The following is a 13,162-nucleotide window of genomic DNA, read 5'->3' on the forward strand; positions in this document are numbered from 1 at the left end:
CAGTAACTATTGATCAATAATTAGTCTTCTTTCTTATCTGCTCCGTAAAGAGTGATAAGTTTCTGCAGATACTCATATCTAGCCTGAGCCTCAGACTCGTTCTTAGCAAACAGTCTTGCAGCTTTCTCAGGATTCTGACGCTGCAGAGAATTGTAACGAACCTCACCGTTCAGGAAGTCCATATAGTTCTCCATATCCGGTGTCTTGGAATCAAGGCTGAACTTGTTCTCAGCAGCCGGGTTGAATCTGAAGTTGTGCCAGTATCCGCACTTAACTGCCAGCTCTTCCTCTGTCTGAGCTTTGCTCATACCTTTCTTGATACCATGGTTGATACATGGAGCGTAAGCGATGATCAGGGATGGTCCCGGATATGCCTCTGCCTCTGCGATTGCTTTTACAGTCTGGTTGAAGTCAGCACCCATGGAAATCTGTGCTACATATACATAGCCATAGCTCATTGCGATAGATGCCATATCTTTCTTCTTAGTCTCTTTTCCGCCTGCTGCGAACTGAGCGATCGCACCTGTCGGTGTAGATTTGGAAGACTGTCCGCCTGTGTTGGAGTAAACCTCTGTATCGAATACCATAACGTTGATGTCACGTCCGCTTGCAAGAACGTGGTCAACACCACCGAATCCGATATCGTAAGCCCATCCGTCACCACCAAAGATCCACTGGGATTTCTTGGAGAGGAAGTCTTTCTGTGCAAGGATCTCGTTAGCCTTGTCACATCCGCAAGCCTCAAGAGCTGCAACGAGTTTCTCTGTAGCTGCACCATTTGTTGCGCCTACAGCATAAGTATCCAGCCATTCCTGACCAGCTGTCTTAACATCCTCGTTTGTTCCGTTAGCTACAAGGTCTTCGATCTTCTCTTTCAGACCGCCACGGATCGCACGCTGTGCAAGAAGCATACCATAACCGAACTCTGCGTTATCCTCGAACAGAGAGTTTGACCATGCAGGTCCCTGTCCCTTAGCGTTTGTTGTGTATGGTGTAGATGGTGAAGAGTTACCCCAGATAGAGGAACATCCTGTAGCATTTGCAATGTACATTCTGTCACCAAAGAGCTGTGTGATCAGCTTAGCGTATGGTGTCTCACCACAACCTGCACAAGCGCCGGAGAACTCAAGGAGCGGCTGTTTGAACTGGCTGCCTTTTACAGTTGTCTCTTTATATTTAGCGATAACGTCTTCCTTCTGAGGAAGTGTTACACCGTAATCGAAGAATTTCTGCTCTTCTGTGTTAGCTTCAAGCGGAGCCATCTCAAGAGCTTTGTTGCCTTTCTTTCCTGGGCAGACATTTGCGCAGGAACCACATCCTGTACAGTCAAGAGCGGATACAGTCATTGTGAATGTATAGTCTTTCATTCCTGTAAGTGGAAGTGTCTTGATTCCCTCTGGAGCGTTAGCTGTCTCTTCTGCTGTCATAGCAACCGGACGGATTGCAGCATGCGGGCAGACGTATGCACAGCGGTTACACTGGATACAGTTGTCCGGAACCCATACAGGAACGTTAACTGCGATACCACGTTTCTCATATGCAGCTGTTCCGGATGGTGTTGTACCATCTACATAATCCTTGAATGCAGATACTGGGAGGCTGTTACCTTCCTGAGCATTGATCTTGCACTGGATGTTGTTTACGAAGTCCTGAGCTTCCTGAGCACCGTGGGATGCGTGAGACATGAAGAGTCCCTCGTCCTCAGCGTTCTTCCAGCTCTCCGGAACCTGAACCTCTACAATCTGTTTAGCACCGGCATCGATAGCTGCCCAGTTCTTCTTAACAACGTCATCACCTTTACGTCCGTAAGTAGCTTTAGCAGCAGCTTTCATAAGCTCGATAGCCTGCTCCTCAGGAATGATTCCTGTAAGTTTGAAGAATGCGGACTGAAGGATTGTGTTGATACGTGTTGGTCCCATGCCAGTCTCAATACCGATCTTAACACCATCGATGGTGTAGAATTTGATATTGTGGTTAGCGATGAAAGCTTTAACCTGTCCTGGAAGATGTTTCTCAAGTCCTTCCATATCCCAAGCACAGTTCAGAAGGAATGTACCTCCGTCAACAAGCTCCTGTACCATGTTATATTTGTTAACATAGGACGGATTATGACATGCAACGAAGTTTGCTTTGTGGATCAGGTATGTGGATTTGATCGGTTTCTTACCGAAACGAAGGTGAGACATTGTAACACCGCCGGACTTCTTGGAGTCATAATCGAAGTAAGCCTGAGCGTACATGTCTGTGTTATCACCGATGATCTTGATGGAGTTCTTGTTAGCACCTACAGTACCATCAGCTCCAAGTCCCCAGAACTTGCAGTTTGTTGTTCCCTCTGGTGTTGTAACAAGTGGTGCGCCTGTCTCAAGAGAAAGGTTTGTAACATCATCAACGATACCGATTGTGAATTTCTCTTTCTCAGTGTTCTCATATACTGCTACGATCTGTGCAGGTGTTGTATCTTTGGAACCAAGTCCGTAACGTCCTGTAAAGATCTTAACATCGCTGAACTTGCTGTCGCGAAGAGCTGCAACAACATCAAGATACAGAGGCTCGCCAAGAGCTCCTGGCTCTTTTGTTCTGTCAAGAACAGAGATCTGCTTAACTGTATCCGGGATTGCATCGATAAGAGCCTGTGCACAGAATGGTCTGTAAAGACGAACTTTAACAACACCGACTTTCTTGCCAGCTGCCATAAGGTAATCGATGGTCTCCTCGATGGTATCGTTTACGGAACCCATAGCTACGATGATGTGCTCAGCGTCAGCAGCTCCGTAGTAGTTGAACAGTTTGTAATCTGTTCCGATCTTCTCGTTAACTTTGTCCATGTACTCCTGAACAACTGCCGGAAGAGCGTCATAATATGGATTACATGCCTCTCTTGCCTGGAAGAAGATATCCGGGTTCTGAGCGGAACCTCTCTGACATGGATGGTTCGGGTTCAGAGCACGGTTACGGAACTCTGCGATCGCGTCCATATCTGCCATATCTTTCAGATCTTCATAGTCCCATGTCTCGATCTTCTGGATCTCATGAGATGTACGGAATCCGTCGAAGAAGTTGATGAATGGAACTTTTCCTTTGATTGCTGCAAGATGAGCAACCGGTGTAAGGTCCATAACCTCCTGTACAGAAGACTCACAAAGCATTGCACATCCAGTCTGACGACAGGCCATAACGTCGGAATGGTCACCGAAAATACAAAGTGCGTGGGAAGCAAGTGCACGGGCAGATACGTTGATAACTCCCGGAAGCTGCTCACCAGCGATCTTGTAAAGGTTCGGGATCATAAGCAGAAGACCCTGGGAAGCTGTGTAGGTTGTAGTCAGGGCACCTGCTGCCAGAGAACCGTGAACGGCACCTGCTGCACCTGCCTCAGACTGCATCTCTGTAACCTGTACTTCCTGTCCAAAGATGTTCTTTCTTCCCTGAGTTGCCCACTCGTCTGTAGCCTCAGCCATTACAGATGAAGGGGTAATCGGGTAAATAGCAGCTACATCAGAAAAAGCGTATGATGCATGAGCGGCTGCATGGTTACCATCCATGGTTTTCATCTTTCTTGCCATTGTTTTTTCCTCCTTAAAGGTTTGTTAAAAAATATATTATTTAGGCTTATGAAGGCCTAAAATTCCATTGGTTATTATATCATAGATTCCCAGTTATGTCCATTTTCTTTCATTGTTTTTTGTATATTATCCTGTACAAACGCCGTTATCTTTTTCACAAATAAAAAAGAGCTGTTCGGAATTTTTCCTCTCCAAACTGCTCTCCTTATCATCTCATACGCTTATCCCAACTCACATCCGGGAATCACTTCTCCTCTTTTCCGAAAAGATCCTTCATGGATTTCCGACGGAGCATTGTCCACAGCTGATCCTGGATCTCCTGAAGCTCATCATGTGCATGGCAGGGAACTCCGTCCTGTCCGTTCCTTGGACACTGATATGTGCCGTTCAGGCACTCAATGATGGACATATCCGGATCGATCGCACTGTATATCTCATATAATGACAGTTCTTCCGGATCTCTCTTCAGCGCGTAACCGCCATGAACTCCGCGGTATCCTTCCACGAGCCCTGCATTCTGAAGCTTCTTCAGTATCTTGTATGCAAAGGGTGCTGTGATCGATTCCCTCTCACAGATCTCGCTGACGCTCAAACGCGGCTCCCACATCAATGCGCGGATAACCCGCATCGCATAATCGCTTTCTCTGGTGATAAACATTTTTAACCTCTCTTCTGTTCAACTAAGCTGCTGATTTATGATAGTTTCCGCATTCCATCCGATCTGCCACGTTCCTGGGTGTTTCTGATGTGCCAGAGAGCCGGATATCCATATCCCCGGAATACTTCATTACCACATACGACAGTATAACCCATTTTTTTTATATAATAAAAGGTTATTATTTTCCTGTGATTCATAGTAATCCCCTGTTTTTCCTTTATTTAGCCGAAAAAAAGAAAATACAGCTTGCAAATTTTTCAGTTTACGGTACAATAGGAAACGATTGTAATGCTTTCGTATGTAATTGAAACGATATTTATTTAATGAAAAAAGAGGTATGATATGATTTCAGCAAATAACATCACACTGCGCGTTGGAAAAAAAGCGCTGTTTGAAGACGTTAACATCAAATTTACAGAGGGTAACTGTTATGGATTGATCGGCGCCAACGGCGCAGGAAAATCTACATTCCTCAAAATCCTTTCCGGTCAGCTTGAGCCTACCAAGGGCGACATTGTGATCACCCCCGGTCAGAGACTTTCTTTCCTACAGCAGGATCACTTCAAATATGATGCTTATCCGGTTCTGGATACTGTCATCATGGGTAATGAAAGACTCTATCAGATCATGAAAGAGAAAGAAGCCATTTACGCAAAGGAAGATTTCACAGACGAAGATGGCATCCGTGCCAGTGAGCTTGAGGGTGAGTTTGCAGAAATGAACGGATGGGAAGCAGAGTCCGATGCTGCTACTCTTCTCAACGGTCTCGGCGTCGACACCGAGTTCCACTATACACAGATGGCAGACCTTACCGGTAGTATGAAGGTCAAGGTTCTTCTTGCACAGGCTCTTTTCGGAAATCCTGATATCCTTCTTCTTGATGAGCCGACCAACCACCTGGATCTTCCTGCTATCGAATGGCTGGAGGAGTTCCTGATCAATTTTGACAATACAGTTATCGTAGTATCCCATGACCGTTATTTCCTGAACAAGGTCTGCACACATACTGCTGATATCGATTATGGCAAGATCCAGCTTTATGCCGGAAACTACGACTTCTGGTTTGAATCCAGCCAGCTTCTGATCAAGCAGATGAAAGAGGCCAACAAAAAGAAAGAGGAGAAGATCAAAGAGCTCCAGGAGTTCATCTCCCGTTTCAGCGCCAATGCTTCCAAATCCAAGCAGGCGACTTCCAGAAAGCGTGCCCTGGAAAAGATCCAGCTGGATGACATGCGTCCTTCCAGCCGTAAATATCCATACATCGACTTCCGCCCGAACCGTGAGATCGGAAACGAGGTCCTCATGGTGGAAAATCTGTCCAAGACCATTGATGGAGTAAAGGTTCTGGACAACATTTCCTTCACTCTTGGTCGTGAAGATAAGGTTGCCTTTGTGGGCGCCAACGAGCAGGCCATCACAACCTTCTTCAAGATCCTTACAGGTGAAATGGAGCCGGATGAAGGAAATTACAAATGGGGCGTTACCACTTCCCAGGCATATTTCCCGAAGGATAACACACAGGAATTCGATAACGACCTTACTATCACCGACTGGCTGACACAGTACTCCGAGATCAAGGACGCAACCTACGTCCGTGGATTCCTTGGCCGTATGCTTTTCCCTGGTGAGGATGGTGTAAAACGTGTCCGTGTTCTTTCCGGTGGTGAAAAGGTTCGCTGTCTTCTTTCCAAGATGATGATCTCAGGTGCCAATATCCTGATCCTGGATGAGCCAACCAACCATCTGGATATGGAGTCTATCACAGCACTGAACAACGGACTGATCAAATTCCCGGGAGTGATCCTTTTCACTTCACACGATCACCAGTTTGTACAGACAACTGCAAACCGCATCATGGAGATCCTTCCTAACGGCAAGCTGGTAGACAAGATCACCACTTACGACGAGTATCTTGCCAGCGACGAAATGGCCAAGAAGCGTCACGTATTCCAGGTTAACGAAGAGGACGCACAGGATAACTAAATCCCATGCTTCTGTAACAAAAAATCTCCCCTGCTTCCGCCTTTACAGGCAGTCAGGGGAGTTTTTTTATCTGTTTTATATGCGCTTACTCCATGGTGATCGGAGCAAGCTTGCCCTGTGTTACATCCAGAAGATCTTTAAGCGGTACCTTCAGGGTAAGGCCTACTCTTCCACCACTTACATAGATCTCATCAAAGTTTTCGGCAGACTGGTCAAACACCACCGGATAATTTTTTTTCATTCCAAGAGGGCTGCAGCCTCCGCGGATATAGCCCGTGATCTTTGTAAGATCCTTTACATGGATCATATCTACTGTTTTTTCGCCTACAGACTTTGCGGCTGCCTTACGGTCCACCTCTTTCTCGATCGGAACTACAAACACATAGTAGCCGCCGCTTTTCCCTTCCATGACCAGGGTCTTAAAGGACTGATCATGAGGGGCTCCTGTAATGTCTGCACAGTGGATCCCATCTATGAACTCTCCACAGTCATATGTGAGTGCTTCATATTTTACTTTTTTTCGATCCAGCATTCTCATCGCGTTTGTTTTGGCTTCTTTTCCCATTTCTGTCACTCCTCGGATTTTTCTCAGTTGTCTTTCCACTCATCAAGCTCATCCAGATCCTCATCATTCATCAGATCCGGGTCATTCCTGTAATTTCCATATTCTTCCTGCTCATCAAAATCCGCCATATTTTCAATATCCATCCGGCGTCTTTTCTGCTGCAGTTTTTCAAAATCTTCATAGCTGTCCCTGTTTTCCGACTCATCAAAACGATCATAGTCTTCATGATCCTCCGGATCTGCATAGCGGGATCTGCTTCCCGTTCCTGCATTCCTTCGTTCCCTGGTGCTGCTGCTCTGGCTGTATCTGCGGCCTCTTCTGTCATCCGAAGCATAATTTCTGTCGGATGTTCTGTTTCTGCCGGATGTTCCGGAAGTGCTTCTTCTTTCAGTGGAACTGCCTTTGCTGTTTCTTTCGCTTCCGGATCTTTTTCGGCTGTCTGCATAATTTCTTTCTCGTCTGTCAGAGTTGCGTCCTTCTCTGTCAGATGGTCTGCGGGAACGTCTTTCACCCCGGCTTTCCCGGTCATCGTTTGCCCGGTTTTCGTATGTATATCTGTGATCGTCCCTGTTACGGTCAGAGGTGTATTCACGACTGTTTCCTCTACGGTCCCTTCCTGCCGGCTTCCTGGTCTCCTCCGGCAGAGTTCCATCGTCGTCATCCTCTTCTTCGTCATCTTCCTCATCGTATCGGTCTTTGTTGATGGCGAACTGGATCAGCATACCAAGGATCGCAATTCCCGCTGCCATACCGACGCCATATGGAAACTGCGCCAGCCCTGCGATCTTTGCAATGGATAATCCTGCCAGAACACCACCCAGTATACTGGTTCCGACAATGATCACTCCTTTCGCATAACGCATAGCAAGTACTCCCAGTCCCACGCCGATAAGGATGCACAGGAAAAAAGAAAAAGAACTGGTCGGATGGACCAGATAGATACTCAATGTTATTCCGATACCAAATCCCAGTACAAAGATTCCTGCCCTGTAGATCAGAAACGAAACAACAGCCAGTACGATCCCCAGTCCCGCCATGGCACCTGCGATCACCATTTTATCCTGAACACCGGACATATAGGTTACACCAAAGCCGGCGCCTGCTCCGATGATAAATCCAAAGATCATCATCCAGAACCGGAGGATACGATATCCCAGGATACAGTTCAAAAGCCCGAAAACGCAGAGCACTCCATATACGATCACCATCAGCTGGCTGATCTGTTCCATACCTCCTGCTCTCTGCAGTATGTCAAATCCTCTTGACAACATATCCATATTCATAACTTACTCCTCTCTTTCCAAAACCTCCGGAAATCTTCCCGAAGATGTTTCAGAAAATAAAATATATGGTATAAAAATTATCCATCACTCCATAATGATACTCCACCTGACCAAGTCCGTGAAGTTTCATATAATACTGTGCCACATTCTGTACCACGCCATCATCCAGCAGTTCCTGACAGGCTTCGGAAAAAGCTTCCTGACTGCCAAACTTGAAACGCACTACAGCCGCACCATTATCCAGTCTCATCTTACAATAATCATATATGTCCTGCCAGCTGTAATCTTCAAAGTACCCCTGGTTCAGCACATAAAAATCCAGATCCTTCGCAGTACATGCCGGAACTGTCAGTTCTTCCGATGGTGTATAGGTTTTTTCATATTCTTCCGGGAAAGGGCAGAGATAATCGTAAATGATCGTCTTATGTTCTTCCAGCTGTGCGGCATCTCCATTTAAAAAATCCGGCTGATCCCCATTGGTAGCATCTACATAATAATACTCCTGGCCTATTTTTACAATATCCCATGCATGACCCTCTGTACTTCCTTTTGTGCTTCCGTCCACATAAATACAGGGAATATCCAGCCTTTCCAGAAGATACTGGACAGCTCCTGCATATCCGGCACAGACTGCAGATTTTTTCCAGAAAACACCTGCTATGCTCTGATCATCCTCCCCAGTCTGATACTGGGTATGGTCAATAACATACGTATAAACAATGCGTACCTTCTCGTAATCACCGGCATCCTCCGGGATCAGGGCTCTGACCTCCTGAAAGCTCTGCTCCATGGCCGTCTGTATCTCATCGATCTCGCTGTCTGTATAAGTATAGCCCGGAGTAAAAACGCAGTAATCACTGTCTGAATACGTAGTTTTGTAGATTTTTTCACGATTGTGGACCCAGAATATCTCCGGGTGGTCTTTCAATACTGCATGATAGCTTCTGTCAATACTGTCATCATCGGAGATCGTCAGATAAAACTCCTTTTCCCGGGCACGGATTCCTTTCAGCAGCTCCCGATATACTCTCTGCTCTTCTTCCGTAAGCTGTTTGAAATAATATTCCTGATGCCCTTCTTCGCTCTGGGCAACCTCCATCTGACGCAGTTCCTCTACTTCCTTTGGTTCGCCTGAAATAATGCTCTTTGCTATGGAGCGGATCTGACCCAGTGCCCCTGCCGAAGTGCTAAAGGGCTGAAGGATCACTGCAGCTGTAAGCACTGCGGCTGCCATGGGGCAGAAATTTCTTTTTTTCATAATATCATGTCCTATGTCTGAAGCAGCGATTGTAAGAAAGGGCAGCCTCCCGTGGGAGACTGCCCTTATCTTCAATCGCTGTCCCTTAGTTTTCCATTTCCAGTGTTTCTACATCATCATCAAATGTATCCACTGCATCGTCCATGGTCTCCTGATCCAGAGTCAGCGTCTCAACTTCATCTTCTTCCTCATCCTCCTGCAAAGCCTTATTCTTAAAATCTGCAAGAAGGTCACTGGAAACAGTATCACCGGATGCCAGTGCATCCTTCAGTGCATCAGATCTAACCACATCCGTGAGGAGCTTTTCTGCACTCTCCTCTGTCAGAACATCATTCTCTGTAGCTGTGGTCTTATTTTCCTCCGCTGTTGTATCCTGATAGAAGGATGGCTTTCTGATATAACGGAAGCTTGCACTGTATGCCTCACCAACCGTTACACCATTCTTGCTTGAGGAACAATGTACTGCAATCCAGTCGCCGGAATCCGTCTTTCCGCACAGGATACCAACGTGGTTGTTGCTTCCTGCTTCCGGTCCTCTCTGGAATACCAGATCTCCTGGCTGTGCATCTGCTTCGCTGACAACACCGGCCTTCTCCCATTGGTCAGAGGTTCCGTCTCCAACTGCTGCCTGCATTCCCTGATCCTTATATCCATTGATCACTGCCCAGGTAACAAAGCCGCTGCAGTCCAGACCATATGCACGGAGCGTACCGGAGCTTCTGCTACCGTCTGCTGATACCTTCTCAACGGAGCCCCAACTTGGATCTTCTCCGATCACCGTAGATTTGCCGCCCCAGAAATATCCGACCTTACCAACCAGTGAATACGCTGCGGTGATAACATCTACACGATCCTCAGAAACATTGTCTCCCACGCTTTCACGGACAAAGCCTTTGGATGCGGTAACTACCGCACAGAGAAGCTTACAGTCTGTCTCCACATATTTCTTAAGGACGCTTCTGTCTTCCTTTGCAATATTGTTCTTCTTGATGTAGTAGTTGATCTTGCGATTTCCGTAGGATATCTTGGTAATATCCTGCTTGTCCCTGACGATGGGGTTCATCTCCGCAAAAATCCTTGCCAGATCATCCTTACAGGATGCATCCAATGTAAATGACGTTGCTCCTGCTTTGCTCTTTTCGTAAATATAAACAGCAAGAATATCCTGCCAGTTTCTTACCAGAAGTGTGTTCTCCGTATCGGTAAGCTTGTTCTTCTCTTTATATTCTCTTTCGATCTCTTCCATTACAGAAGCAAAATCATCGGAGAAGGACAGATGATAATTGCTCTTAAGACTATCCAGATAAAAATCCTTGCCCGCATGGAGATTGGATACCATATTTGTCACATAAACAGGATCTCCGATCTGTGTTGCTGTGGCGTTATTTCCATCTGTGATCTCTGTATTCTTGTTATCTTCCGTGCTGCTATCATCTTTTTTGTTATCTTTTTTGTTATCACTGTCGTTCTTGTCGACAGCTGCAAGCTTGGCTTCTGCCTCAGTCAGGATCTTATAATTCGTAACCTTGGCCTTTTCTGTATTAGACAGTGCCTCATAAGCTGCACGTACGCTATCTATCTCCGCTTTATCTGCTGCTGTGATCGTTCTGCCTGCCAGTGCTTTGATCTTCCGGATCACCGCCTGTACCTTTGCAGAGTCATCCCTGGCCGGTCTTGCCGTCGGTGCAGGTGTTGCGGTTGGCTCCGGCGTTGCCGTTGGTGCAGGTGTCGCTGTCGGTGCAGGTGTTGCCGTTGGTGCAGGTGTCGCTGTCGGCTCCGGTGTTCCCGTCGGCGCAGGTGTTGCAGTTGGCTCCGGTGTTTCCGTCGGCGCAGGTGCAGGTGTTGCGGTTGGCTCCGGCGCTGTAGTTGGTTCCGGGTCAGGTGCAGCAGTTATTTCCGGTTCCGGTGCAGCTGTCGGCACCGGTTCTGTCGGAACTTCTGGTTCCGGTTCACTTACCTCGCTCCCGTCTCCTGAAACACCTTCCTCAGCAACAACATTATCTGCTTCCTCGGCGGCTTTTACTCCGGTTGGAACTGCCAGTACCATAGCTGATAACATCGTGATGCAAAAAAACTTATTCAGGTACTTGTTCTTCATATTTATTAAGATGCTCCCTTCTTTCCTTGAACATCCCTTTACTTCCCCTATAATAAAGGTCTGCCTTAAACCGTTTGATAACTTAAAGTTTAATTCAATTTATTTTAGCATACGAAAATCGTGAAATCAACTGTTCTGGTAGGATATCTCCTTCAATTCATCTATTTTTCACTTTTTATTCACATTTTTGTAAGATTTTTTAGAGTTTACCATAACGTAAAAAAGCCACAGTGCTCTCACACACTGCGGCTTTTTATATACTGTCAGACAGTCACTGCCGGCTGTCCGCCCATATGAAACTGTTTTCTGACACAGAGCTGAAAAATCCCCTGTACAACCTGATAGCACACCCGAAGGATAAAACGGATGTCATCGGCAATGCACCGCGGGCTTTCCAGATAATATGCATGACGCTCACGGATATATTCCACAAGTTCCTCAAAGCTTTCAAACTGCTTCGCTTCTTCCAGCTGGCTGTCTGCTGCGCCGCTGAGGATACATTCTCTCAGGCGGTTCTTCAGCTCAGCTTCATAAGAATTATGTGCTGCAAGATTTCCTTTGTATGTTTTGTTATGAGGAAAAGTAAAATAATCAGCCATATAATGCATGACCTCACCGAATCTTCTCCAGTATACTCTGGCATTCTCTTCCTCCGGGTTCTTCTCGACAAGCGCCCTCATCTTACTCTGGAGGTGATCGAATGTTCCGAAAAACTCATGTCTGGTGGTGAGAAACGATGGTTTCAGATCAGGCATGATATTGCCCAGGCAAAACGCTTTTCTGTGCTGCTGGAGACTGTACACCTCAGACATCTGGTCAGCCAGGTATCTGCCTAACAGTATATGTGATTTTTTACGCAATTTTTTCCCTCTTCCTTCTTTCCTGATCCAGATCCTGACCGGTCAACAGTAATTTGGTTCCGCCCGGTCCTCTTCTGGGATCCATAAATCATCCGTTTACCGGAACCAACTTTACTATAGCACTGTTTTTTCAAATAATCAAATAAAGATTATGTAAATTTTAATCCAGATCAAAAAGCTGCCGCTGCTTCAGATCAATAGATGCCCAGACGGTACTTGTCTTCGATTCTCCGCAAAGATAAACCGTGCTGGAAACCTGAGCAGCATATATAATTCACTTTTTGTTCCAATCCCTCCGTCAAGTCCAACACTGTTGTGCGCAGCTTCAACCAGGGTCTTTGCCCTATCTTCAGTAACTCCTCTGCCACGCATCTTTTTATCATGCCAGATCTTTCAGATCCCATTTACTCCAAGCGCAATCACATCTTTTGGCAATGGTGCTTTTTCAAGCACTGCCAGGCCGCTTATTGCATCAAATCGTGTATATAATCCCAGATATTCCGGGAAATGTATTGCAAGCCATCTCTGAATCCTGTTTGCAGATATGTTGTGCTGCTTCATGATCCCGTCACGGCTGTATACCAGGTCTCTTATCAGAACTGCAATCTTTTTATTATCAGTCTTAAGTGTCTCTGCCCAAAGGTTGAAAGAATTGAACCCTTCCAGATCGTTATGAAAAGAAAAAATACGTTTTGTAAGTTCGCGTCCTCTGTTATCAAAAGCTCTTGCATAATGTATCTGGCTTCCGATATCAACTCCGACAACCATTGTTGAATCTGTTACTTGCTCAATCTTTTCATTCTGTGTATAATTCATTTGGAACCTCCAGTGCTTGATTGTTTTGTTTACATCCGCCAAGATGCAACTCAATCATACCTTGAGGTTCTTTTT

Annotated in this window: 9 protein-coding genes; 1 reads left to right on the plus strand and 8 read right to left on the minus strand. The window is 46.1% G+C overall.

The features are described 5' to 3' along the window. Positions 1–20: 20 nt before the first annotated feature. On the minus strand, positions 21–3,566 hold the full coding sequence (gene nifJ, locus EAI83_RS07505) for a pyruvate:ferredoxin (flavodoxin) oxidoreductase (RefSeq protein ID WP_129974945.1): 3,546 nt from the start codon (positions 3,564–3,566) through the stop codon (positions 21–23). Positions 3,567–3,810: 244 nt separating this feature from the next. Then, entirely contained in the window at positions 3,811–4,224 is a 414-nt protein-coding gene (locus EAI83_RS07510) for an RrF2 family transcriptional regulator (protein ID WP_015524747.1), read from the minus strand. Between the two features lie 342 nt (positions 4,225–4,566). Between EAI83_RS07510 and EAI83_RS07515 the strand changes: the two genes are divergently transcribed. Beyond that, positions 4,567–6,207: an ABC-F family ATP-binding cassette domain-containing protein gene (locus EAI83_RS07515; protein WP_021650411.1), complete on the plus strand. Its 1,641-nt coding sequence runs from the start codon at positions 4,567–4,569 to the stop codon at positions 6,205–6,207. Between the two features lie 85 nt (positions 6,208–6,292). Here EAI83_RS07515 and ybaK read toward each other — a convergent pair whose 3' ends face one another. The 6 genes from ybaK to EAI83_RS17225 form a co-directional block, all read right to left on the minus strand. Beyond that, the gene (gene ybaK / locus EAI83_RS07520) at positions 6,293–6,772 is read right to left on the minus strand and encodes a Cys-tRNA(Pro) deacylase (protein ID WP_129974947.1); all 480 of its coding nucleotides are present in this window, start codon (positions 6,770–6,772) and stop codon (positions 6,293–6,295) included. 23 nt (positions 6,773–6,795) lie between these two features. After that, positions 6,796–8,055, minus strand: a complete 1,260-nt coding sequence (locus EAI83_RS07525; protein WP_059085598.1) for a DUF4203 domain-containing protein — start codon at positions 8,053–8,055, stop codon at positions 6,796–6,798. A 49-nt stretch (positions 8,056–8,104) separates the two neighbouring features. Then, the gene (locus EAI83_RS07530; RefSeq protein WP_021650408.1) at positions 8,105–9,313 is read right to left on the minus strand and encodes a transglutaminase domain-containing protein; all 1,209 of its coding nucleotides are present in this window, start codon (positions 9,311–9,313) and stop codon (positions 8,105–8,107) included. 85 nt (positions 9,314–9,398) lie between these two features. Then, complete coding sequence (locus EAI83_RS07535; protein WP_243113459.1) at positions 9,399–11,411, minus strand: C40 family peptidase; 2,013 nt, start codon at positions 11,409–11,411, stop codon at positions 9,399–9,401. 263 nt (positions 11,412–11,674) lie between these two features. After that, entirely contained in the window at positions 11,675–12,271 is a 597-nt protein-coding gene (locus EAI83_RS07540; protein WP_129974949.1) for a zinc dependent phospholipase C family protein, read from the minus strand. A 393-nt stretch (positions 12,272–12,664) separates the two neighbouring features. Beyond that, positions 12,665–13,087: a hypothetical protein gene (locus tag EAI83_RS17225; RefSeq protein ID WP_192926477.1), complete on the minus strand. Its 423-nt coding sequence runs from the start codon at positions 13,085–13,087 to the stop codon at positions 12,665–12,667. Between the last annotated feature and the right edge of the window lie 75 nt (positions 13,088–13,162).

This window comes from Blautia sp. aa_0143 (genome assembly GCF_004167315.1).
In the GTDB taxonomy this organism is placed as follows: Bacteria; Bacillota; Clostridia; order Lachnospirales; family Lachnospiraceae; genus Blautia_A; species Blautia_A fusiformis.

Excerpts from the sequence above, each read along its gene's own strand:
- EAI83_RS07535 (WP_243113459.1), bottom strand. The coding sequence starts at position 11,411 with ATGAAGAACAAGTACCTGAATAAGTTTTTTTGCATCACGATGTTATCA.
- EAI83_RS07530 (WP_021650408.1), bottom strand. The coding sequence starts at position 9,313 with ATGAAAAAAAGAAATTTCTGCCCCATGGCAGCCGCAGTGCTTACAGCT.
- EAI83_RS17225 (WP_192926477.1), bottom strand. The coding sequence starts at position 13,087 with ATGAATTATACACAGAATGAAAAGATTGAGCAAGTAACAGATTCAACA.
- ybaK (WP_129974947.1), bottom strand. The coding sequence starts at position 6,772 with ATGGGAAAAGAAGCCAAAACAAACGCGATGAGAATGCTGGATCGAAAA.
- nifJ (WP_129974945.1), bottom strand. The coding sequence starts at position 3,566 with ATGGCAAGAAAGATGAAAACCATGGATGGTAACCATGCAGCCGCTCAT.
- EAI83_RS07515 (WP_021650411.1), top strand. The coding sequence starts at position 4,567 with ATGATTTCAGCAAATAACATCACACTGCGCGTTGGAAAAAAAGCGCTG.
- EAI83_RS07525 (WP_059085598.1), bottom strand. The coding sequence starts at position 8,055 with ATGAATATGGATATGTTGTCAAGAGGATTTGACATACTGCAGAGAGCA.
- EAI83_RS07510 (WP_015524747.1), bottom strand. The coding sequence starts at position 4,224 with ATGTTTATCACCAGAGAAAGCGATTATGCGATGCGGGTTATCCGCGCA.